The sequence below is a fragment of the Stenotrophomonas sp. K-6 genome (genome assembly GCF_056861555.1).
The window spans coordinates 109047-133154 of record NZ_JBSPUC010000002.1 but is presented as its reverse complement, the minus strand read 5'-3'; the positions used below and the strand labels follow the sequence as shown (position 1 = coordinate 133154).

The 24108-nt window shown below is 66.3% G+C and carries 17 protein-coding genes; 11 read left to right on the top strand and 6 right to left on the bottom strand.

Annotated elements, in window-relative coordinates; all coding sequences use genetic code 11:
- The first annotated feature begins 65 nt into the window (after window positions 1-65).
- The 4 genes from AC13F7_RS05935 to AC13F7_RS05920 all read left to right on the top strand — a co-directional run bounded on the left by AC13F7_RS05935 (window position 66) and on the right by AC13F7_RS05920 (window position 4571).
- Window positions 66-1664: a calcineurin-like phosphoesterase C-terminal domain-containing protein gene (locus AC13F7_RS05935; protein WP_481468275.1), complete on the top strand. Its 1599-nt coding sequence runs from the start codon at window positions 66-68 to the stop codon at window positions 1662-1664.
- Window positions 1665-1809: 145 nt separating this feature from the next.
- Window positions 1810-2811: a glucokinase gene (locus AC13F7_RS05930; RefSeq protein WP_482999560.1), complete on the top strand. Its 1002-nt coding sequence runs from the start codon at window positions 1810-1812 to the stop codon at window positions 2809-2811.
- 33 nt (window positions 2812-2844) lie between these two features.
- Entirely contained in the window at window positions 2845-3843 is a 999-nt protein-coding gene (locus AC13F7_RS05925; protein ID WP_482999559.1) for a glycosylasparaginase, read from the top strand.
- Window positions 3840-4571 (top strand): copper homeostasis protein CutC, encoded by a 732-nt coding sequence (locus AC13F7_RS05920; RefSeq protein ID WP_482999558.1) that lies wholly within the window; start codon window positions 3840-3842, stop codon window positions 4569-4571. Before AC13F7_RS05925 ends, AC13F7_RS05920 begins: the two co-directional genes overlap by 4 nt.
- 84 nt (window positions 4572-4655) lie before the next feature.
- On the opposite strand, the gene AC13F7_RS05915 is transcribed toward AC13F7_RS05920, so the two are convergent.
- On the bottom strand, window positions 4656-7721 hold the full coding sequence (locus AC13F7_RS05915) for a TonB-dependent receptor (RefSeq protein ID WP_482999557.1): 3066 nt from the start codon (window positions 7719-7721) through the stop codon (window positions 4656-4658).
- A 651-nt stretch (window positions 7722-8372) separates the two neighbouring features.
- On the opposite strand from AC13F7_RS05915, the gene AC13F7_RS05910 reads away from it, so the two are divergent.
- The 7 genes from AC13F7_RS05910 (at window position 8373) to AC13F7_RS05880 (ending at window position 18689) form a co-directional block, all read left to right on the top strand.
- A complete protein-coding gene (locus tag AC13F7_RS05910) occupies window positions 8373-10781 on the top strand; it encodes a GH92 family glycosyl hydrolase (protein WP_483000100.1) in 2409 nt (802 codons plus the stop codon).
- A 58-nt stretch (window positions 10782-10839) separates the two neighbouring features.
- On the top strand, window positions 10840-11883 hold the full coding sequence (locus AC13F7_RS05905) for a LacI family DNA-binding transcriptional regulator (protein WP_483000098.1): 1044 nt from the start codon (window positions 10840-10842) through the stop codon (window positions 11881-11883).
- Window positions 11884-11927: 44 nt separating this feature from the next.
- On the top strand, window positions 11928-13238 hold the full coding sequence (gene fucP, locus AC13F7_RS05900) for an L-fucose:H+ symporter permease (protein ID WP_346470533.1): 1311 nt from the start codon (window positions 11928-11930) through the stop codon (window positions 13236-13238).
- Window positions 13239-13245: 7 nt separating this feature from the next.
- The gene (locus AC13F7_RS05895; protein WP_482999556.1) at window positions 13246-14241 is read left to right on the top strand and encodes a carbohydrate kinase family protein; all 996 of its coding nucleotides are present in this window, start codon (window positions 13246-13248) and stop codon (window positions 14239-14241) included.
- Window positions 14238-15431 (top strand): AGE family epimerase/isomerase, encoded by a 1194-nt coding sequence (locus AC13F7_RS05890; protein ID WP_482999555.1) that lies wholly within the window; start codon window positions 14238-14240, stop codon window positions 15429-15431. The genes AC13F7_RS05895 and AC13F7_RS05890 overlap by 4 nt, the downstream gene beginning before the upstream one ends.
- Before the next feature lie 87 nt (window positions 15432-15518).
- On the top strand, window positions 15519-18167 hold the full coding sequence (locus AC13F7_RS05885) for a beta-mannosidase (protein WP_482999554.1): 2649 nt from the start codon (window positions 15519-15521) through the stop codon (window positions 18165-18167).
- A gap of 69 nt (window positions 18168-18236) precedes the next feature.
- A complete protein-coding gene (locus AC13F7_RS05880; RefSeq protein WP_481468259.1) occupies window positions 18237-18689 on the top strand; it encodes a hypothetical protein in 453 nt (150 codons plus the stop codon).
- Window positions 18690-18821: 132 nt separating this feature from the next.
- On the opposite strand, the gene mtnC is transcribed toward AC13F7_RS05880, so the two are convergent.
- The 5 genes from mtnC to AC13F7_RS05855 all read right to left on the bottom strand — a co-directional run bounded on the left by mtnC (window position 18822) and on the right by AC13F7_RS05855 (window position 24031).
- Window positions 18822-19520 carry an acireductone synthase gene (gene mtnC / locus AC13F7_RS05875; RefSeq protein WP_482999553.1) on the bottom strand — a complete coding sequence of 233 codons (699 nt, stop codon included), beginning with the start codon at window positions 19518-19520 and terminating at the stop codon, window positions 18822-18824.
- 3 nt (window positions 19521-19523) lie between these two features.
- Complete coding sequence (locus AC13F7_RS05870) at window positions 19524-20087, bottom strand: 1,2-dihydroxy-3-keto-5-methylthiopentene dioxygenase (protein ID WP_481468256.1); 564 nt, start codon at window positions 20085-20087, stop codon at window positions 19524-19526.
- 117 nt (window positions 20088-20204) lie between these two features.
- Window positions 20205-20846, bottom strand: coding sequence for a methylthioribulose 1-phosphate dehydratase (locus AC13F7_RS05865; RefSeq protein ID WP_346468395.1), 642 nt, complete (start codon window positions 20844-20846; stop codon window positions 20205-20207).
- Window positions 20847-21055: 209 nt separating this feature from the next.
- Entirely contained in the window at window positions 21056-22483 is a 1428-nt protein-coding gene (locus tag AC13F7_RS05860) for an amino acid permease (RefSeq protein ID WP_482999552.1), read from the bottom strand.
- A gap of 69 nt (window positions 22484-22552) precedes the next feature.
- Window positions 22553-24031: an amino acid permease gene (locus tag AC13F7_RS05855; RefSeq protein ID WP_482999551.1), complete on the bottom strand. Its 1479-nt coding sequence runs from the start codon at window positions 24029-24031 to the stop codon at window positions 22553-22555.
- Between the last annotated feature and the right edge of the window lie 77 nt (window positions 24032-24108).

Genomic DNA, 24108 nt, shown 5'->3' with positions numbered 1-24108 from the left:
TGAAACGCGGTGCAGGCGATGATGTGCGGCTCTACACTTCCCCACCCCCGACCGGACCACCCCCGATGACCCGTACTGCCGCCTGGCTGGCTTGCCTGCTGTTGATGACTTCGCCTGCCTGGGCTGCTGAAACGACCGTCACCGGCAAGGTGTATCAGGAGCGCGACGGCAAGCCCGGGCGCGGCCCGACCGATCCCGGCCTGGCCGGTGTGCAGGTCTCCAACGGGGAAGTGATCGTGCGCACCGCCGCCGATGGCAGCTACAGCTTGCCGGTGCGCGAGGGCCAGACCGTCTTCGTGATCAAGCCGGACGAGTACCACTTCCCGGCCGCCGCCAATGGGCTGCCTTCGTACTGGCGCCATTACGCACCGCAGGGTTCGCCCAACCTCAAGTACGACGGCATCCGCGCTACCGGCGGTGCGACCCGCAACTGGGATTTCGCACTGGAACCGGCCAAGGGTACCGATGCGGCACGAAATGGCTTTGAGATGCTGGTGTTCACGGACACCCAGACCGCCAGCCGCCAGGACATCGGCTACTACCAGCGCGCCATCGTCGAGCCGATCATCGGCAAGCACCCGGCGCGGCTGGGCACTACCCTGGGCGACATCGTCAACGACGACCTGAGCCTCTACCCGGACATCAACAAGGTCACCGCGCAGCTGCAGGTGCCATGGTTCCATGTGCCGGGCAACCACGATCTGGACATGGACGCCGGCAACGACGCGCACTCGCTGGACAGCTGGCGCGCCGTGTACGGCCCGGATACCTATGCGGTGGAAGAGGGCGGCGCGAGCTTCGTGTTCCTCGATGACGTGGTCTACGATCCCAAGGCCAAGCCGAGCTATGTGGGCGGTCTGCGCGCGGACCAGTTCACCTTCCTGGCCAACTACCTGAAGGGCCTGCAACGTGATCGCTTGATCGTGCTCGGCATGCACATCCCGCTTTTCGATGCTGCACCGGGCCGTGAGACGTTCCGTCATGCGGACCGCGCGCGCCTGTTCGCGCTGCTCAAGGAGTTCCCGAACGTGCTGGTGCTCAGCGGCCACAGCCACACCCAGCAGCACTACTACCACGGTGCGGCCGAAGGCTGGCAGGGCAGCAAGCCGCTGCACGAGTACAACGTGGGCGCGGCCTGCGGGGCATTCTGGTCGGGGGTGAAGGACAGCAACGGCATCCCCGATGCGACCATGAGCGATGGCACCCCGAACGGCTATGCGGTGCTGTCGGTCAAGCCCGGCGGCGACTACGGTCTGCGCTATTACGTGGCGCGTGCGCCGGATGATTACCAGATCGCCCTGCATGCGCCGAAGGTGCTGCGCCAGGGCGCGTATCCGGCGTGGGGCGTATACGCCAACGTGTTCATGGGTCAGGCCGATTCGTTGGTCGAGTACCGCGTGGACGATGGCGCCTGGCAGCCGATGAAGCGTGTCGAGCAGCCCGATCCGCGGCTGCTGCAGGAGAACGTCGCCGACGATACCGCCGAGCGCCTGCGTGGTTTCGACCGCTCGCCGGAAGCTACGCCATCGCCGCACCTGTGGCGCGGCGCGCTGCCGACCAACCTGCCGGTGGGCGAGCACAGAGTGGAGGTGCGTGCGGTGCAGGGGGATGGCCCGACCGCCACGGCCAGCACCAGCTACCGCCTCCAGACCGCCAAGCCCTGATCTGCCTGCGCGCCCTTCAGTACGCCACTGTATGGCGGGCGCGGCTTTGCAATCCCCCGGTGATGCCTGAGAATCGCCGGGATTCAATTGATTCAATCAAGGCAAGCGAGTGAGCGCAGCGGTACCGGTTCCGGCCCAACCTGAGATGTCGCCCAGTGCGGCCCACCGGGATACTGAGAAAGAAACGCTGATCGTGGCCGATGTGGGCGGTACCTTCGCCCGCGTCGCGCTTGCCACTGTGCAGGTGGGCAGCGCGCCGGTGCTGGGCGGCCTGCGTCGCTATGCCTGCGCCGACCATGCCAGCCTGGCCGCGATCCTGGCCGATTTCGTGAGCACGCTGCCTGCGCCGCCGGCCGCGGCGGTGGTCGCGATCGCCGGCCTGCTCGATGGCGATCATCTGGTGAACACCAACCTGCCGTGGCCGGTGTCGGTGGCGCGGACTCGTCAGGATTCCGGCTTGGCCTCGCTGGCGCTGATCAACGATTTCGAAGCGGTCGCGTACGCGATTCCGCATGTGGCGCCTGACTCGCTGGTGGCCCTCAACGGGGATGCCGATGCTGCCCCGCGCTGGCCGGCGCTGGTGCTCGGCCCGGGCACCGGCCTGGGGGCGGCCCTGCGCTTTGAAGGTGGCGAGCGGCCGGTGCTGGCCAGCGAGGCCGGCCATGCGGCGTTGACCGCCTGCAACCCGTTGGAGCTGGAGGTGTTGTCACGCCTGCTGCAGCGTTGGGAGCACGTGGACAACGAGCGCGTGCTGTCCGGCGGCGGCCTGATGAACCTCTATCCCTGCCTGTGCGACATCCGTGGCGTCACGCCGCGCTGGACCAGCACCGAAGCCCTGATCGCCGCCGCGCATGAGGGCGGCGATCCGGTGGCGGTGGAGACGCTGGACGTGTTCTGTGCGTGGCTCGGCAGTCTGGCTGGCGATCTGGCCACGACTTTTGGTGCGCGCTCGGTCTATCTGGCCGGCGGCATCTCCACGCGGGTGGACCGCTTCCTGCGCGACGGCCGCTTCCGCGAGCGCTTCCTGGCCAAGGGCGTGATGCGCGACGTGCTGCGTCAGGTGCCGATCTGGCGCGTGGACCATGGTGAGCTCGGCGTGCTTGGGGCGGCGGTCTGGCATGTGGAGCATCGCCGGTCCGCTGCGTAGTTCCTTCGTTGTCGATTCTCTGGAGGTTCACCGATGAATGACCGTAGACGATTTCTCCAGGCGAGCGCCTTGGCTGCCGGTGCGCTGGCGTTGCCCACGCTGCAGGCGAAGAGCGCGTCCGGTGCACGGGTCGTATCCACCTGGGATTTCGGCGTGGGTGCCAACCAGGTGGCGTGGAAGACCCTGTCGGCCGGTGGCTCCGCGCTGGATGCAGTGGAGGCCGGTGCGCGCTGGGCCGAGAGCGATCTGTGCAATCCCACGGTCGGGCGCTGCGGCAATCCAGACCGTGATGGCGTGCTGAGCCTGGATGCCAGCATCATGGACGGCGATGGCCGCTGTGGGTCGGTGGCCGCACTGATCGATATCGCGCATCCGGTCTCGGTGGCGCGGCAGGTGATGGAAAAGACCCCGCACGTGATGCTGGTCGGGGAGGGCGCGCAGCAGTTCGCGGTGCAGCAGGGCTTCGAACGCAGGAAGCTGCTTACCCCGCAAGCTGAAAAAGCCTGGCGCGAGTGGCTCAAGACCGCGCAGTACACGCCGGAGATCAATGCCGAACGGCGCAGCCGCCCCGGCGACAGCAGCAACCATGACACGCTGGGCATGCTCGCCATCGATGTCGAGGGGCGTCTGGCCGGTGCCTGCACCACTAGTGGCATGGCCTGGAAAATGCACGGTCGCGTCGGCGACAGCCCGATCATCGGGGCCGGCCTGTACGTGGACAACGAGGTCGGGGCAGCCACCGCCTCGGGTGTCGGCGAGGAGATGATCCGCAACGCGGCCTCGTTCCTGGTGGTCGAGCTGATGCGCCAGGGCCGTTCACCTGCCGACGCCTGCCGCGAGGCGATCGCCCGGGTGGTGCGCAAACGCCCGGAGGCCAGCAAGACCCTGCAGGTGTGTTTCCTCGCGTTGAACAAGCACGGTGAGGTCGGCGCCTATGCCTTGCATCGCGGCTTCGTCTACGCGGTCTGCGACGTCGACCGTCAGGACGATCTGCGCGATTCCGCCTCGGTGTATACGAGCGAGCAGACATGAGCGGGCCGCGCCTGGTACTGGAGATTGCCTCCAATTCGGTGGCCTCTGCCTTGGCCGCCCAGCAGGGCGGCGCGGACCGGATCGAACTGTTCGACAACCTGGCCGAGGGCGGCACCACGCCATCGCAGGGCAGCATTGCGGTCGCCCGTGATCGCCTGCAGATTCCGCTTTTCGTGCTGATCCGGCCGCGTCCGGGCGATTTCCTGTACACCGCGCTGGAGACTGAGATCATGCTGCGCGACATCGCGTACTGCCGTGCGCTCGGCTGCGACGGCGTGGTGATCGGTGCCCTGGAGGCCGACGGCGGCATCGACATGGCGCTGTGCCGCGAACTGGTGTCCGCAGCCGGCCCGCTCGGCATCACCTTCCACCGCGCCTTCGATGCCGCGCGTGATCTGCCGGCAGCGCTGGAGCAGATCGTGACGCTGGGTTGCCAGCGCATCCTGAGTTCGGGCGGGCAGGCCAGCGCGCTGGCCGGTGCCGATGTCCTGGCCGCACTGGTGGCCCAGGCAGGCGATCGGATTTCGCTGATGGCCGGTGCGGGAATTACCGCGGCCAATGCCGTGGAGGTCGCCGAACGCAGTGGGTGCATTGAATTGCACGCCTCGGCGAAGGCCACACAGCGCTCGGCAATGCACCACCACAATCCAGCACTGACCGGGTTGCCACCGGACTGGACCGCCACCGACGTGGCGCAGGTCAGCGCACTGCGCGCGGTGCTGGGATAACGTTAAAAGAAACGGCAGCCGCCTGTAGAAGCGCAGCTGCCGTGGAGGACCATTGCCCCGCCCGGAGGCGGGAACCGGTGAGGCTTAGAACTTCCAGTTCACGCCGAAGTACAGCTGGCGCCCGGCATAGATGTTGGACAGCAGGCGCGCCTGGCTGTCATTGCCGATGTAGCTTTGCAGCTCGGACTTGGTGGCATTGAGCACCGAGGCGGTCACCGTCCAGTCCGGGGTGATGTTGTAGGCCACGTTGAGGTCGAGCTGGTCGTACGGTTTGGTGTAGGTGGTCAGGCCGTTGTTCAGGCCACCGACCACTTCGCCACGGCGGTTGTACGAGGCGCGGGCCAGGAGCTTGTCGTTCTCGTAGAAGATCGTGACGTTGGCCTGGTTCTTGGCGCTGCCCACCAGCGGCGAAGCACCGATTTCTTCGCCGTCCAGCACGATCGAGGCGAGGTTGGTGTCGTTGTAGGTGTAGTTGGCCTGGACGCCAAAGCCCATGTCGAAGGTGTACTGACCGTACACCTCCACGCCCTGCGAAACGCCATCGCGGCCGTTGGCTTCCGTGGCGTACTTCTGCACGGTGACCGTCTGGCCACCGACCGTCATCTGCTGGTCGCGCACCACCGGCACCGTGAAGTTGTCCACGTTCTTGCGGAACAGGGCCACGCCCGCGGCGGAGCCCGGCTTGAAGTACCACTCCAGGCCCAGGTCGAACTGGACAGCTTCGAACGGTTCCAGGTTCTTGTTGCTGCCCGAGCCGTACCAGCCGGGGGTGTCGGTACCGCCCGCGACGCGGCGGTCGTTGCTGTACTCCTCGCTGATGTAGCTCAGGCCACCCGGGTAGGCGATGCTGGTGTAGCCCGGACGTGCGATGACCTTCGATGCAGCGCCGCGCAGCACCAGGCTGTCGGTGATGTCCCAGGCGATGTTGAAGCTCGGCAGGAAGTCGGTATAGGTCTTGTCCAGCGAGCTGAGGGTATACACCTTGTCGCGGACCTGGTTGTCCGGCAGGCGCACGAAGCCGCCCTGGCAGCGCAGGGTCGGATCGGCGGCCGGATCGTCGCAGCTCATCGGCGAGCCGTTGGCGTTGTCCACGAAGTAGTCGTTGAAACGCTCGACCGAATCGCTGGACTGGGCGAACTGCTGCGTGCGCACCACACGCACGCCGACATTGCCGCGGACGCGTTCGGTACGGAAGTTGGCCTGGAAGTAACCGGAATAGATCTTCTCGTTGACGTCGTAGACGAAGTCTTCTTCGGTCCGGTTGTGCGAGCCGCCGTAGGTCTGGTTGAGGTAATTGATGTAGGCCGGGTAGTTCACGCCCGGGAATACGTTGGCGTTGAAGCCGCCGGCGATGTTGCTGATCGGGCTGGACCGGAAGAAGCCCGGCTGGGCATCACCGGCGGTGGAATCGCAGCCGGCCTGGTAACGGTTGTTGTCATAGTCCGCCGGATCCAGACCCTGGCAGACCCAGTAGGTGTTGCCGGTGTTGCGATGGACCTTGCCGTCACGGTACTTGGTGCCGAACTGGATCGAGTCCAGCCAGCCGGCTTCGAACAGCTTGGTGAAGTCGGCCTGGAAGTAGTTCTGTTCGACCTCCGTCTGCATCCACGACGAGTCGGTCGAGCCGGTGTCGACCTCGGCAATGCCGGCCATCAACTGGTCCTGCAGGTCCGGGGAGAACTGCACCGACGGCGTGCCGGTCAGGTCCCACGCGGTGTACTGGTTGCCCGACAGATAGTCCGCACCGACCTTGCGGCGCGGCTTGGCCGACATCCGGAAGTTCATCGACGGGCCACCTTCGGACCACGTACGGCCACCGGTGAACGAGGCCTTCCACAGCGGGCTGATGTCCCATTCGACGGCCAGATCGGCGGTCTGGGAAAGCGCCTTTTCCTTGCTGTAGCCACCGGTCAGCTGCGGGGTGGGCAGGGTGCAGTCGTCCGGACCCCAGCCGCCCGGCGCAAGGCCGGCCGCTGCGGCCTGTTCTTCGCTGCAGATGTAGGCCTTGCCCGGCAGCTTCTCGAACTGCGCGCCGGTCACGATGGTGCCGCTGGGATCGAAATCGAGCCCGTTGAGCAGCCGGCCGCCGGCCCAGTTACCGTCGCCGTTGAAGCGGGCCATGCTCCACTCCGGCACCTTGAGCATGTTCTGGGTGTAATCACCCTGCAGCTCGAAGCGGAAGTAGTTGGCGGTCAGGGTCAGGTTGTCGAGCGGCTTGAACTGGAAGGTCAGCTGGCCGCCCTTGCGCTCGCGCTTTTCTTCCTTCACCGCGAAGTTGACCGAGGTCGGCATGAAGAAATCGCTGTAGTTGCCGCCCGTCTGATTGTTGAAACCGGACTGCCCCCACCAGTAGTGGATGCCATCCTGCGCCAGTACATTGCCGTTGGCATCGCGCGCGTCACCGGCGCCATACCACTGGTAATCCTCGGTGCTGGCTTCCATGGTGCGGCTGGTGCGCTTCTGCTGCGTCACGCCCACCAGGACGCCGAAACGTTCGTCCTTGCTGTGCCAGGAGTAGAGCGCCGAGGCCTGTGGATCGATGTCGTGGCTGGTGTCCGATGAGGTGCCTTCCAGGTTCACGTAACCCGAGTTGGCTTCCATGTCGAGCGGACGACGGGTATGCAGGATCACCGTGCCGCCGATGCCGCCTTCATCGATGCGCGCTTCGGGAGATTTGAACAGCTCCGCACTGGAGAGCATGTTCGACGGCAGCAGGGTGTAATTGAACGAACGCGACGCCTCGTTGTTGGTTTCCGAGGTGGCGACGTAGTTGCCGTTCAACTGGGTGAGGGTGAGGTCGGGCGCGAGACCGCGCACGCTGACGCTCTTGCCTTCGCCGCCGCTGCGCGTGATCACCACGCCGGGCACGCGCTGCAGCGCATCGGCGACGTTCTTGTCGGGGAACTTGCCCACATCCTCGGCGGTGATCACTTCGACCACCGCGTTGGCATCGCGCTTCTGCTGCAGGCTCTTTTCGATGGCGTAGCGGTAGCCGGTGACGGTCACGCTGTCCAGCGTGGTTGCATCGGGGGTGCCGGTTGCCGGGCTGGCCTGCTGCGCGATGGCGCTGGCCGGCACAACAGCGGTGGCCAAGGCACTGGCAATGGCCGCGGACAACCTGACGCGGCGGTGCATGCGTGACATCTTCATTCCACTCTCTCCCTCTCCTGGATTGACACGGTGGCGATACGAATTCTTTGAATCGATCTAATGTTGAAGGCGAATCATCTCGGGCGTCGAGTTGCCTGGCGCGTCCCGCATGCATCGCGTGGGGCAGTCCCCCCGGCTCCCCACTTCCGGCAATCGTGACCGTTTTAAGTTGGATCGATCTAAACGATTGGCGGCGAATTTTTAACACGCCCCGCGCCGGGAAGCATGCTGCTCCGCAATATGGAACGGGGCCGAACGTCCTCAGGGCCTGGGCGCCAGCGCGGCGTGGCGCGGCATCGCCTCCGAACCAGGCGTCGCCGCAACTGCAGCGACCGCCGACGCGGGGGCGCAGCTGGGGGAGGGAGACTGCGCAGCAAGGCACCAGAGGCGGGGGCAGGCGGCAGGGCGAGCCATGTTGCAGCGCAGAATGCATCCCGCGAAATCTCCGTGCTTTACTTAAATCGATCTAAATTCACCGGGGTGTGGATTGGGTCGCCCAGTACCAGGAGCCGCCGGCCCCCGTCGCCGTTGGTTCTCGCTGCCGCCACGTCCGACAAGGAGCCCGTGTCCGTGACCCGTTTTTCCCACCATGTTGCTGTTGTTGCTACTGCCGGCGCCCGTCCGGTCCGCCGCCGCCGCCCGCTCGCGGGACTGGCCTGCCTGCTGGCGCTGAGCTGTGCACCGCTGTTGCTGCAGGCCGCGCCCGCCGCGCTGGAGCGCGAGGTCAACACCTTCATCGGCAGCAAGGATGATGGCAATACGTTCCCGGGCGCCTCGGCCCCGTTTGGTCTGATCCAGGTCAGCCCGATCGGCGAGCACTACGCCGGCTGGCGCTATGACGACCCCAAGATCCGCGGTTTCGGGCACTCGTTCCTGTCCGGTGCCGGCTGCTGGGAACAGGGCGGCCAGGTCTCGGTCCTGCCGGTAACCGGCAGCATCGGCCCGGGCGGTGACTTCAATACCGACGACGCCAAGAGCTTCGACCACAAGCGCTACGCCTCCAGCTACACCCACGACGGCGAAGTGGGCCAGGCGGGCTATTACAAGGTGCGCCTGACCAACTACGGCGGCATCGATGCCGAGGCCACCGCGCGGACCCGCGCGGCCGCCGAGCGCTACACCTTTGCCGCCGATGCCGGCACCGGCCACGTGCTGGTCAACCTTGGGCAGGCCAACGAGCGCCATTCGGTGATCGGCAGTGTGGTCGACGTGGTCGGCGACCGTGCCGTGGAAGGCAAGCTGGTCACCAAGAGCTTCTGCGGTGGGCATCAGTACACCACCTGGTTCCGCATCGAGTTCGACCGTCCGTTCAAGGCGTTCGGCACCTGGGGCGAGGGCGGTGGGCTGCCCGGCGCACGGCACGGCATGGAAGGCGAGCTCAAGCCAAGCGGCGCCTGGCTCAGCTTCGATCTGGCCAAGGGCCGTGCGGTGACCGCGGTCAGCGCGATTTCGCACGTGGATGCCGAAGGCGCGCGCGCCAATCTGCGCAGCGATGGCATGCAGGGCGATCGCCTGCTCGGCTTCGATCAGATGCGCCAGATGGCGCAGCAGCAGTGGCGCAAGGAACTGGCGGCCGTGCGCGTGCAGGGCGGCAACAGCGACGACCGCACCGTGCTGTACACCGCGCTGTACCACGCGCTGCTGCAGCCGCTGACCGGCAGCGACGCCGATGGCCGCTACCGTGGCTACGACGACCAGATCCATCGCGCCGATGGTTGGACCTACTACGAGTACTTCTCGCTGTGGGATACCTACCGTGCGCAGAACCAGTGGCTGGCACTGACCAAGCCCGAGGTCGCGCGCGACATCGGCCGGACCCTGCTGGCCATCGAGGCGCAGGGCGGCTGGCTGCCGCGCTGGGGCTATGCCAACTTCGAAACGAACATCATGACGGGTGATCCGGTCACGCCGTTCCTGGTGGACCTGTGGCGTTTCGGCGCACTGGCCGGCCGTGAGGGTGAGGCCTACACCGCGCTGCGCAAGAACGCCTTCGAAGTGCCGCCGATGAACTCGCGTCACGCCGGCCGTTCGGGCAACCCGAACTACCTGGCCAACGGCTATGTGCAGTACGACCGTGCGTTCCCCTCCAAGGGCATGGACGTGGACCCGCACCACGGGGGCTCGGCAACGCTGGAGTACGCACTGGCCGACTGCGCGCTGGCGCAGATGGCCGATGGCCTGGGCCATGCCGCCGATGCCGGTGTGCTGCGCGAGCGCGGCCGCAACTGGCACAAGGTGTGGGATCCGTCGGTGCGTGACGAGGAGGGCGACTTCAACGGCTTCCCGCGGCCGCGCATGGAGGATGGCGCGTGGTACCTGCCGGCCGATGGCAAGTACAGCCCGCGCTCGCACCACGGGTTCCATGAAGGCACCGCGTGGCAGTACCAGTGGCTGGCGCAGCAGGACGTGCCGGGCCTGGTCCAGGCCATGCACGGCCGCGAACAGGCCGCGCGCCGCCTGGACACCTTCTTCGCTTACGACGCCCTCGTGACATCGCCGCTGACCGCCGCGCGCAAGGAATGGGTGGTTGGGCCGTACAGCTATTACAACCAGTTCCGCTACAACCCCAACAATGAGCCGGACCTGCACGCGCCGTGGATGTACACGCTGATCGGCCAGCCGTGGAAGACCGCCACCGTGGTGCGCGCCGCGCAGCAGCTGTTCACCAACGCGCCCAACGGCGTGACCGGCAACGATGACCTGGGCACGATGTCGGCGTGGTACCTGTTCAGTGCGCTCGGCCTGTACCCGGCCGTGCCGGGCAGCGGTGAGTTCCTGCTGCATACCCCGCGCTTCGCCCGCGCCGAGATCGACCTGGGCCAGGGCAAGACCCTGACCCTGAAGGCGCCGGGCGCCGATGGCCGTCAGCTGCAGTACGTCCAGAACGTCCAGGTCGATGGCCGCGCGCATGCGCCGGTGTGGCTGGACTGGGCGCAGCTGCAGCGCGGTGGCACCATCGCCTTCGCCTTGGGCCGCACCGCACCGGAGAGTGGCTGGGGCACTCAGGCGGACGCGCTGCCGGTCTCGTTCTGCGCCACCCCGGGCGCGGTGCTGGAATGAGCAGCAGGTCAGCGCGATCGTTTAGGCTTGCACCTTGCTTGAGGAACCCGACGACCTGATGAACGACAAGGCCACCCCCAGCGGCAAAGGCACGCGCGCGGTCACCGTGACCGACATCGCCGAGGCAATCGGCGTGTCGCGCGCGACCGTGTCGCTGGTGCTGCGTGGCAGCCCGTTGGTCAACGTCGATACCCGCGCCAAGGTGGAGGCTGAACTGCGGCGCCAGCGCTACGTGTACAACCGCGGCGCGGCCAACCTCCGTCGGCGCACGTCCTCGAGCGTGGCGCTGGTGATCAATGATCTGTCCAATCCGTTCTTCGCCGAGTTCGCCTCCGGGGTGGATGAGGCGCTGGGCGGCAAGGGCTTCGTGACCCTGCTTGGCAGCACCGGTGAATCGCCGGCGCGGCAGCAGGCCGTGCTGACCACGTTGATGGAGCACATGCCGGCCGGGCTGATCCTGTCGCCGGCCGAAGGCAGCGATGCCGGGCAACTGCGCCAGGTGCTCGGTCATGCCAACGTCCTGCTGTTCAACCGGGAACTGCCGGGTGCCGAGTGGGACTTCCTGACCCTGGACAACCAGCAGGGCGCCTACCTGGCTACACGCCATCTGATCGCGCAGGGCCACCAGCGCATCGCCTTCTATGGTGGCCACGCCGCCTCCAGTTCCTGCCACCAGCGCCGTACCGGCTATGCGCAGGCTCTGGTGGAGGCGGGCATGCCGGTGCAGCCGGAGTGGCTGATCGAATCCTCGCCCAGCCGCCTGGACGCGGCCGCGCGCACCAGCGAGCTGTTCGCGCTGGATGCCGTGCCCACCGCAGCGGTCTGCTACAACGACAGCGTCGCGCTCGGGCTGATGCTGGGCCTGGCCTCGCGCGGCGTGCAGCCGGGCCGTGATTTCGCCGTCACCGGTTTCGATGACATCTCCGAGGCCTCGGTCGCGATGCCGCCGCTGACCACGCTGACCGTCAACCCTCGCGAGCGCGGGCAACAGGCCGCCGAGCTGCTGCTGCAGCGATTGGATCACCCGGAAGCGTCGCCGCAGCGTACTGTGGCACCGGTTCAACTTCGTATCCGCGAAAGCAGCGGCACGCCTGTCGCCTGAGATCGCTCCTTTTCACCTGCTCGCGCAATGAGGCGCGTACCTGAATGCCCATTTCCCCAACGCCCCGTCTCCCGACCTCATCCTCCGCTGCGCCCGTGGTGAACACGCGTGTCGCGCTGGCCGTGGCGACCACGATCTTCTTCATGTGGGGCTTCCTCACCTGCCTCAACGACATCCTGATCCCGCATCTGAAGGCGGTGTTCGACCTGACCTACGCTCGCGCGATGCTGGTGCAGTTCACCTTCTTCGGTGCGTACTTCCTGATGTCGGTGCCGGCCAGTCGGCTGGTCGCACGGCTGGGCTACAAGAACGGCATCGTGGCCGGTCTTGCCATTGCCGCGGTGGGCGCGCTCGGCTTCTGGCCGGCGGCCGAGCTGCGCGTGTATGAGGCCTTCCTCGGCGCGCTGTTCGTACTGGCCACCGGCATCACGGTGCTGCAGGTGGCGGCCAATCCTTACGTCGCGCTGCTGGGCCCGGAGCAGACGGCCTCCAGCCGCCTGACGCTGGCGCAGGCCTTGAACTCGCTGGGCACGGCGATCGCGCCGATCTTCGGCGGGCTGCTCATCCTGGGCAACACCGTCAAGACTGCCGACGAGATCAATGTGCTGCCGATGGCCGAACAGCTGGCCTACCGCACCCAGGAAGCCCAGTCGGTGCAGGGCCCGTATGTCGGCCTGGCGATCGCGCTGGTCCTGCTTGCCGTGTTCGTCTATCTGTTCCGCCTGCCGGCACTGAATGAGACGACCGAGCAGAACAGCGGCGACAAGCACACCCTGATGGAGGCGCTGCGTCACCGCCATGTCCGCTTCGGCGTGCTCGGCATCTTCTTCTACGTGGGCGCGGAAGTGGCGGTGGGCAGCGTGCTGGTGAACTACCTGTCGCTGCCGAACATCGGCGGCTTCAGCGAGCAGCAGGCCACGCATTACGTTTCTGCGTACTGGACGATGGCGATGATCGGCCGCTTTGCCGGTTCGGCGATCATGACCCGCTTCTCGCCGCGCCTGCTGCTGACTCTGTTCGCCAGCATGAACGTGGCGCTGTTGGCCCTGACCATGCTCAGCCAAGGGCAGGTGGCGCTCTACTCGGTGGTGGCGATCGGCCTGTTCAACTCGATCATGTTCCCGACGATCTTCGCACTGAGCATCGAACGCCTCGGCACGCTGACCACCAAGGCGTCGAGCCTGCTGATCATGGCGATCGTCGGCGGGGCGCTGATCCCGGTCCTGCAGGGCAAGCTGGCTGACCATATCGGTCTGCAGCCGTCCTTCATCCTGCCGCTGCTGTGCTACGGCTACATCATCTTCTACGGCCTGTGGGGCTCGCGCCCGGCCGCTGGAATCCGCCAGGGAAATTGAGGCCAAGATGTCCAAGATTGTCTGTTTCGGCGAGATTTTGATCGATCTACTTGCCCAACCTCCGGCGTCTCCCGATACGCCGCGTGCGTTCCTGCAATATGCCGGCGGCGCGCCGGCCAACGTGGCCGTGGCGGCCGCACGGCTGGGCGCGGACACGCATTTCGCCGGCATGCTCGGTCAGGACATGTTCGGCGATTTCCTCGCCGAGAGCCTGGCCAATGCCGGCGTGGCGACCGACTGCATCGTGCGCACGGATGAAGCCAAGACGGCGCTGGCGTTCGTCGCACTCGATGCCAGCGGCGAGCGCAGCTTCAGCTTCTACCGCCCACCCGCAGCGGACCTGCTGTTCCGCAGCACGCATTTCCATCCGAACTGCTTCGAGGGCACGCGCAGTTTCCACGTGTGCTCCAACAGTCTGACCGAGGCGGAGATTGCCGAGGCTACGCTGGAGGGCATGCGGCGCGCACGCCAGGCCGGTGCGATGGTCAGCATCGACCTCAACCTGCGCCCCGCGCTGTGGCCGACCGGTGTCGACCCGCTGCCGCGCCTGTGGGAGGCGCTGTCGCTGGCCGATCTGGTCAAGCTGTCGCGCGAGGAACTGGAGTACCTGGCGGCCTCGGTGCCAGACGGCGGTGCGGCGGTGATCGAGCGCCTGCTCGGCGCGCAGGCCCAGGCGGTGGTGATCACCGACGGCGCCGCACCGATCCGCTGGCACACCCGCCACGGCAACGGCGTACTCACCGGCTTCCAGGTGACGACGGTGGATTCCACCGCGGCCGGCGATGCCTTCGTGGGTGGCCTGCTGTTCGGCATCGGCGAACGCGGCGGTGACGGCACGGCGTTTGCGGCGTTCTGCGCCGAACAGACCGGTCTGCTGGAGGCGATCCACTTTGGCGCGGCCGTGGGTGCACTGGCGGTGACCCGCAAGGGTGCGTTCGCCGCGATGCCCAGCCTTGGGGAAGTCCAGCAACTGCTGCAGCAACAACAGGAAACCGCCGCATGAGCACCACCACCGCATCCCAGCCCGATTTCCGTTCGCCGGCGTTCCTGCGGGCCCATATCGCGCGGACGATGGCGTTCTATCAGCCACATGAAATCGACCCCAAGGGCGGTTTCTTCCATTACTACCGTGACGATGGCAGCGTGTACGACGCCAGCCACCGTCATCTGGTCAGCAGCACCCGTTTCGTGTTCAACCACGCGATGGCCTACCGCGAGTTCGGCAAGCCCGAGGATCTGGCGGCGGTTGAACACGGTGTGCGGTACCTGCGCGACGTGCACCGCAACCCGGCCACCGGTGGCTACGCCTGGACGCTGCGCGATGGCGTGGTCGAAGATGCGACCAACCACTGCTACGGCGTCGCGTTCGTGCTGTTGGCCTACAGCTGCGCGCTGAAAGCCGGCATTGCCGAGGCGCGTTCGTGGATGGACGAAACGTGGCAACTGCTGGAAACGCGCTTCTGGGAACCGGCGTTCGGCCTGTACAAGGATGAAGCCGATGCCGACTGGACCTTCAGCGATTACCGCGGTCAGAACGCCAACATGCACATGTGCGAGGCGATGCTGGCCGCGTTCGAAGCCAGTGGCGAGCAGCGCTATCTTGATCGTGCGCTGCTGCTGGCCGACCACATGACCCGCCGCCAGGCCGCGCAGGGCGATGGTCTGGTGTGGGAGCACTACGACACGGATTGGCAGATCGACTGGGACTACAACCGCGACAACCCCAAGCACCTGTTCCGCCCCTGGGGCTTCCAGCCAGGGCATCAGACCGAGTGGGCCAAGCTGCTGCTGATCCTGGACCGTCATGTGCAGGCCGACTGGCTGGTGCCGACCGCGCGGCATCTGTTCGATGTGGCGGTGGCGCGCAGCTGGGATGCCGAGCGTGGCGGGCTGTATTACGGCTTCGCGCCGGATGGCAGCGTCTGCGATGACGACAAGTACTTCTGGGTGCAGGCCGAATCGCTGGCCACCGCCGCGCTGCTGGCCAAGCGCACCGGCGATCCCGTGTACTGGGACTGGTACGACCGCCTGTGGGCGTATTCGTGGGCGCACATGGTCGATCACCAGTACGGTGCGTGGTTCCGCATCCTGGACGCGGACAACGGCAAGTACAGCGATGAAAAGAGCCCGGCCGGCAAGACCGATTACCACACCATGGGCGCCTGCTACGAAGTGCTCAACGTAGTGCGCTGAATCCGGTAGCGCCGACCGTCGGCCGGCTCCCAAAACCCCGGTAGAGCCGACCGTTGGTCGGCTGCTCCCACAGCCAGGCAGGTCCCCATGCGCGCGCACAGCCGTCTCCATGTCGTTGCACCGGCCTGCTGGCTGTTGCTGGTCCTGCTGGCAGCATGGGCACTGCCCGTGGCAGCTGCCCCGCTGGCGGCGGAGTGGTCATTCCGCCTGCTGCCCGGCGATGCCCAGCTTGGTGACCACCCGCAGCTGGCCAAGTGGCGTGCCGCACAGGTGCCCGGCGCGGTGCATACCGATCTGCTGGCGCAGGGGCTGATTCCCGATCCCTACGTGGGCGCACCGGAAGCCGGTCTGCAATGGATCGGCCTGGCCGACTGGGAATACCGCGCACAGTTTGATGTGGATGCGGCCACGCTGGCGCGCGCGCATGCCGAGCTGGCCTTCGAAGGGCTGGATACGTTCGCCACCGTCACGCTCAACGGCCAGCCCCTCCTGCAGGCCAACAACAGCCATCGCACCTGGCGCGCGCGGGTGGACGGCCAGTTGCGGCCCCACGGCAATGAACTCCGGATCGTGCTGCGCTCGCCGATCCGCACCCTGCTGCCGGACGTGCAGGCGATGCCGCACAAGATCGCCGGCAACTACCCCTCGCCCTATGGCGATGAGCCCAAAGACGCGATGGTCGGCAATTTCGTGCGCAAGCCGGGCTATCACTTCGGCTGGGACTGGGGTCCACGTTACGTGACCGCCGGCATCTGGCGGCCGGTGACGCTGGAGAGCTGGGACGCACAACGCTTGACCGCGCTGGCGGTGCAGACCCGCAGCCTGGATGCAGCCAAGGCGGACCTTGAGATCGCGGTGGAGGTGGAAAGCGCGGCGGTGGGCTCGGCTGCGGTGCGGATCGAGGTGCTGGACCCCGACGGTGGGCGCGTGGCGCGCATCGACCGCAAGACGCTGCTCAAGGCCGGTGACAACCGCATCGCAGTGCCGGTGGCGCTGCAGACGCCGCGTCGTTGGTGGCCGGCCGGGCAGGGCGAGCAGGCGCGCTATACCGTGCGTGCCACCCTGGCGCCTGAGACGGCGGAGGCGACGCACATCGAGCAGCGCACCGGCCTGCGCACCGTCGAGCTGCGCCGCGAAGTGGACCGCAACGGCGGGCAGGGCTTCGCGTTCGTGATCAACGGTGTGCCGATCTTTGCCAAGGGCGCCAATGTGATTCCGTTCGACATGTTCCCCGCGCGTGTGGACGCGGCGCGGATCCGGCGCGAGCTGACCGCGGCGCGCGATGCCAACATGAACATGCTGCGCAACTGGGGCGGTGGCTATTACGAAGACGATGTGTTCTTCGATATCGCCGACGAACTCGGGCTGCTGGTCTGGCAGGACTTCATGTTCGGTGGCGGCATGCAGCCGGGCTACGATCCGGCGTTCCGCGCGAACGTGGTCGAAGAGGCGCGGGACAATGTGCGCCGCCTGCGCCATCACCCCAGCGTGGTGCTGTGGTGTGGCAACAACGAGGAAGAGACCGCATGGAAGGACTGGGGCCACGGTCGCGACCTGACCGCTGCCGATCCTGCCTTCGCCGCCAAGGTCTGGCAGGGCTATGTGGACCTGTTCGGCAATGATCTGCGCCAGGTGGTGGCCGAGGAAGGGCTGGGCGTGCGGTACTGGTCGAGCTCGCCGAGCAATGATCTGGACGAGAAGGCCAACGATTCCACCCGTGGTGACAAGCACTACTGGCAGGTGTGGGGCAACCCGGCGCTGCCGGTGACCGCCTACCTGCGCGAAACGCCGCGTTTCATGTCCGAGTACGGGCTGCAGGCCTGGCCTGTGCTGCGCACGCTGGACGGCATCATTCCCGCCGCCGAGCAGCAGGTCGACAGCCCGACGGTGCGCGCACACCAGAAATTCATGGCGGGCGAGGGCAACCAGCGCCTGCTCAAGTACATCGAGGAGGAGTACGGCACGCCTCGCGACTTCCCGGCATTCGTGTACCTGAGCCAGGTGATGCAGGCCGACGGCATCCAGCTGGCAGCCCTGCATCACCGTGCCTCACGGCCGTACACGATGGGCTCGCTGTACTGGCAGCTCAACGATGTGTGGCCGGGGGCGTCGTGGTCGAGCATCGACTACGCCGGGCGCTGGAAGGCGCTGCATTTCCACGCCCGGCGCTTCTTCGCCGACCACGCGGTGGCGGCGCTGCGCGACGACGCCACTACCCGGCTGAGTCTGCTCAATGACCGCCAGCAGGGTCTGCAGGCGACATGGCGGCTGCGGGTGATCGATCTGGATGGCACGCTGCGCAGCGAGCAGCGGCATACCGTGGCCCTGCCGCCGTTGTCCGCGCTGGAGGTGGGGCGCTTTGCCGATGCCGACCTGTTGAAGGGGGCCGATCCGACCCGCACCGTGGCGGTGGTCGAGCTGTTCGATGGGGGGGAACGGCTGTCGCAGCAGGTGGTGTACTTCGTGCCGGCCAAGGCCTTGGCGCTGTCACGGCCGGCCATCGACAGCGCATTGCGCGCCGACGGCGACGGCTATGTGTTGACGCTGCGCTCGGCCACGCTGGTGCGTGCGCTGTGGATCGCGTTCGACGGGCTGGATGCCACGCTCGACGACAACGCGCTGGACCTGGTGCCGGGCGCGACGGTGACGATCCGGCTGCGCGCGGATGCCGATCTGGCGACGCTGCAGAAGGCGCTGAGGCTCACCTCGTTGGTCGATACAACCGCCGCCCTGTAGCGGCGGGAGCTGGTCAGCGCGTACGGTGCGTGAGCTATCCTCCAACGTATCGTTGAACAGGCCACGCACGTGTTTGCAGCAGACCAACGCATCATCCAGACCAGGTGGCAGGAAGAAGCGTATCCCCGTCGGGATTCACTTGCTTTCGCGAATGGATTTTACTGCCTGTTCGAAACGTCCGAGCATCACCCGGGGGTGATGGAGAAGACATGGATTCCAGCGTCGGATGCGTGGCAGGTGGGCGCCCATGGTTGTGAGGGGCTGGCAATACTGAGTGCCATCACGCTGTCGACAGACACGCTCATCACCTGTGGCGAGTGCTGCGCCGCAGGTGAAGATGGCTTTATCGCAGCGAGCGAGGCCGCGACCAATAGGCTGATCTGGCTGCTGGTGCTGAGCCGAACGGACCCGTTCGTCGCGCTGGCGCTGGAGGACGATCTCATCCGCGCCACCTCGTCGAGCGGCACAACGGTCCTCATCCCGTTGCACCGCCCGGACCAGCTATCCATCGCTTGGGGATGAAGAGGCTGGGTGCCGCAATCGCGCGGAAGGCATCCACGCATGAATCATGCTACGTGCCCGGCGGCAGCCGCTCTGCGCATGGCGATGCGTTCATTGGATTGGCGCCCCATGGAGCCGCGTGGATGTACCCGGTTACAGCGTGATCTGCTGGAAATTCTCGACGCGGTCGTGGCCGTGCGTGGCTTCACCACTGCGCGGCAACGGGTAATCCTCAAGCCGATCCAGCAGACGTGTCTGCAGGCCGGCCTCGCGCGCAGCATCCAGCTCTTCCACCACGTCGGACAGGAACACGATCTGGCTGGCCGGCACGCCGATCGCCTCGACGATCCGGCGGTAGCTGTCTGCCTCACGCTTGCCGCCGACTTCGGTGTCGAACCAGCCCGAGACCAGCCCGGTCAGGTCGCCCGCTTCGCTGAAGCCGAAGAACTGCTTCTGCGCCGGCACCGAGCCGGAGGAATACACGTACAGTGGCTTGCCCTCGGCATGCCAGCCCTTCAGCACGGCGGCCACTTCCGGGTAGAAGTGCGCTTTGTAGTCGCCATTGCGGTAGCCGGCTTCCCAGATCATGCCCTGCAGCGCCTTGAGCGCGGTGTGCTTGCGGTCCTGGTCGATCCAGCCCTGCAGTGTCTCCACGACCAGGCTGTCCTGGCAGGCCCCACCGATCTCGACCGCCACCGCGTCCAGCCAGCGACGCACCTGCGGCTCCTGGCCATGCGCGGCGACGAACGCCGGCAATGCCTTGCGCGCATACGGGAACAGCACGTTCTTGACGAACGAAATGCTGCTGGTGGTGCCCTCGATATCGGTGAGGATGACGGTCGGATGCGGCATGGATCAGTCGGCCTGGTGCTGTGCGGGGTGGTAACGCGGGAAGGTCTGGGCGATGTCGCTGCCGGTGAAATGGCCGACCCAGCCATCCGGCTCGGTGAAGAAGCGGATCGCCACGAAGCTCGGTTCCTCGCCCATGTCGAACCAATGGGTGATCCCATCGGGCACGGCGATCAGGTCGTTCTTGACGCACTCGATCTCGTAGACCTTGCCGTCCACGTGCAGGGTGAACAGCCCCGAGCCGGCGACGAAGAAACGGACTTCATCTTCCTTGTGGAAGTGCTCATCCAGGAACTTCTTGCGCAGTTCGGCGCGGTTGGGATTGTCCGGCGCGATCGACGCGACGTCCACGCTCTTGAAGCCGTGCGTAGCGACCAGGCGGTCGATATCGACCTTGTAGGCGGCGAAGACCTCGTCCTGGCTGGCGCCCGGCGCAACCTCGTGGGCCGCCTGCCAGCGCTCGAACGTGACGCCGATCTTCTTCAGTTCGGCAGCGATGGCCTCGCCATCCCGGCTGTCGAACAGCGGGACATCCGGGGCGGTGTCATCAAAGATACGGAGTCGGCTCATGGCGGCGGCATCGAGGCGAAGAGGGGAAGGAAAGGGTACCAGTGCGGCGCCGGAGTGGGGGCGACGCACTGATGCCGATGCGCGGAATACAGATTCTCTTCAGGAATCTGAGCGTGATCAGCCGCGCAGCTTGCGCAGTTCCAGCTCACAGTGGAGCAGGAACTCGAAGGCTTCCATGTGGCGGCGCGCCTCGGCCATGGTGCGGCCCCATGCGTACAGGCCGTGGCCGTCGATCAGATAGCCCCACAGCGGCTGGGTGTCGAGCAGGGCATCGACCTGTGCCGAGAGCACGTCCATGTCCTGGGTGTTGGCGAACACCGGCACATCGACCGCCATCTCGTGGGTGCTGTTGCCGTGGAAGGCCTTGAGCAGCTCATAACCCTCCAGGCGGATATGGCCCTGCGGCGCATACAGGCGCGAGGCGATGGTCTGCACCGGCGAATGGGTGTGCAGCACGCAGCCGATCTCCGGGAACCGGCGGTACAGCTGGGTGTGCAGCAGCGTCTCGGCGGAGGGGCGCAGCGGGCGGCCGACGGCCTGGCCGTCGAAATCCACCACCATGATGTCGTCCTCCACCAGCCGGCCCTTGTCCTTGCCGGACACGGTGATCGCCGCGTGGCGGTCATCCAGGCGGTGGGAGAAGTTGCTGCTGGTGGCCGGGGTCCAGCCGGCGTGGGCCAGCTCGCGGACGTTGTCGATCAGCAGCTGGGCCAGTTCGCTCAGGCGCGCGGTGTCGTACGGGAAGGTGGGGGTGCTCATGCCGGTCATTTTAGCTAGGTCAACGGCTAAAAGCAGGTTCTATGCTTGGCCGGACGGGGTGGGGTTTGCGGGGGGCGCCGCAAGTACGTCCTTGTAGGCTTATGTCTCCAGGGATGGATTCACGGCGTCCCCCGCGAACCCTCACCACCCCGCCAAACCTAGGTCAGCAGCAGAGCCGAGTCTTCTGCTCTTGATCTGAGACGCAGACCTTACTTCCCGCGCAAGCGGCTGTGGCGGTAGCCATAACAGAAGTAGATCGCGAAACCGCCCAGCGTCCAGAAGCCCATCAGCATCCAGTTGTGGGCCGTCATCGCCGTCAGCAGCGCGATGCAGCTGAGCACGCCCAGGCTGCAGATCAGCCATGCCATCGGCATCCGGAACGGACGCGGCAGGTCCGGTTGGGTGCGGCGCAGGATCAGTACGCCCGCGCAGACCGCCGCGAACGCGATCAGCGTGCCCATCGAGGTCAGCTCACCGAGAACGTCGAGCGGGAACACCGCCGCCAGCAGCGCGATGCCGATGCCGGTGATCACGGTGTTGATGTGGGGGGTGCGGTACTTCGGGTGGATTTTGGTGAACAGCGGCGGCAGCAGGCCGTCGCGGCCCATGATCATGAAGATGCGCGGCTGCGCGATCACCATCACCAGCACCACCGAGGACAGCCCGATCAGCGCGCCGATCTCCACGACCACGCGCAACCAGCCCAGCTGCGGATGCGCCGCTACCGCGGTCACCACCGGCTCGTCCGTGCCCAGCAGCTGGTACGGCACCAGCCCGGTCATCACTGCCGCCATGGCGATGTACAGCACGGTGCAGATCACCAGCGAGAGCAGCATGCCGATGGGCATGTCGCGCTGCGGCTTGTGCGATTCCTGCGCCGCGACCGAGACCGCCTCGAAACCGATATAGGCGAAGAACACCATCGCTGCGCCGCGCAGCACGCCGTCGAAGCCGTACTTGCCCGGGCCTTCGTTGTCCGGAATGAACGGCGTCCAGTTGGCCGGGTCCACATACTTCCAGCCCACCACGATCACCAGCAGGATCAGTGCGGTCTTGAGCACCACCATCGCCATGTTCATCGCGGAGGACTTGCTGATGCCCACGTAGCACAGCCAGGTCAGCAGCAGCACCAGCACGGCGGCCGGAATGTTGGCGATGGCGCCGGTCGGGCGCAGCTGGCCATCCAGTGGCGCACTGACCAGCGCCGCCGGTAGGTGGATATCGAAATGGCTGAGCAGGCTCAGGAAATAGCCGGTCCAGCTGACCGCCACGGCCGAGGCGGACACGCCGTATTCCAGCACCAGCATCCAGCCGATGAACCAGGCCGAGAGCTCGCCGAACGTGGCATAGGTATAGGTGTAGGCACTGCCGGAGACCGGGACCATCGCCGCGAACTCGGCATAGGCCATCGCGCAGAACGCGCAGCAGATCGCGGCCAGCACGAACGACAGCATGATCGCCGGGCCGGCGTGGTTGGCCGCGGCCTGGCCGGTGATCACGAAGATGCCGCCGCCGATCACCGCGCCGATGCCCAGCGCGGTCAGGCCCCAGGGGCCGAGGGTACGGCGCAGGCTCAGGCCGTTGGCGTCTTCATGGGCGGCGTGCGGATGCTTGGTGGCCCACAGTTGCTTGAACATGGTTTGGTTTTTCTTCTCAGGCGCGACGTATCAAACGACCGGGCCGGCACTGGGCCGGCCCGGCAGCACTCAGGCGTTCTTCTTGTTCAGCTTGCTGTGGCGGATGCCGTAGCCGAAGTAGATGCACAGGCCCAGCAGGGTCCAGGCCACGAACAGATGCCAATGCACCACGAACGCCTGGTAGAACAGGAACAGACAGGCCAGCGCGCCCAGTGGGCAGATCACCCACACCAACGGTACGCGGAACGGGCGCTCCAGCTCCGGACGGGTGTAACGCAGGATCAGCACGCCGATGCAGACCGTGGCGAAGGCGAGCAGGGTGCCCATCGAGACCAGCTCGCCGAGCACGTTCAGCGGCACGGTGCCAGCCAGGGTGGCGGCGATGGCACCGACGACGATCGTGCTCCAGTACGGGGTACGGAAGCGCTTGTGCACCTTGCCGAAGATCTTCGGCAGCAGGCCGTCGCGGGAGATCGTGTAGGCGATGCGGGTCTGGCCCATCATCATCACCAGCACCACCGAGGACAGGCCGGCGATCGCACCGATTTCCACGGCGGTCTTCAGCCAGGACAGCGTCGGATAGGGCTCCAGCGCGGTGGCGACCGGCTTGTCGGTGCCCAGCAGGTGGTACGGCATCATGCCGGTGAGCACGGCGCAGACGATGATGTAAACGATGGTGCACACCGCCAGCGACCCGAGCAGGCCGATCGGCATGTTGCGCTGCGGGTCCTTGGTTTCACCGGCGGCGGTGGAGACCGCATCGAAGCCGATGTAGGCGAAGAACACGATGGTCGCTGCACGGAACACGCCGCTCCAGCCGAACTCGCCGGGAACGCCGGTGTTTTCCGGAATGAACGGGGTCCAGTTGGCCGGATCCAGGTGTGCCGCACCAAAGCCGATGAACAGGCAGATCACGGTGACCTTGATCGCGACGATGATCGCGTTGACGAACGCCGACTGGGTCACACCGACATACAGCAGGCCGGAGACGGCCGCCACGATCAGTACCGCCGGCAGGTTGAACAGCTTGCCGGAGGCGATGAACTCATGGCCGGTCCAGGCAATGGGCGCGGCGCTGAGCGCATCGGGGAACGGCATGTTCAGCGTGGTGGTGATGAAGCTGATCAGGTACGCCGACCAACCCACCGCGACCGAGGCCGAGGCGAAGAGATACTCCAGCACCAGACACCAGCCGATGAACCAGGCCATGCCTTCGCCGAGGGTGGCGTAGGAGTACGAGTAGGCGCTGCCGGAGACCGGCATCATCGCCGCGAATTCGGCGTAGCACAGGCCGGCCAGTGCGCAGGCGAAACCGGCAAACACGAACGAGAGCATGACGGCAGGACCGGCATGGTTGGCCGCGGCCTGGCCGGTCAACACGAAGATGCCTGCACCAATCACCGCACCAATGCCGAGCAGGATGAGGTGTTTCGCTGTGAGGGTCCGTTTCAGTGTGGGCTCGCCGTCCAGGCTGCCTTCGATGGGCTCGCCGGCATCGACGTGCGGTGCCGGTGCGACCGGTTTGACCCTCAACAGAGACTTCAGCATGCAGTGCTTCCCTAAAATGAACAAAGGTGAGGCGCGCGGTACATTGCCGCACGCCCTGATGGCGACTGGGCGCCCCA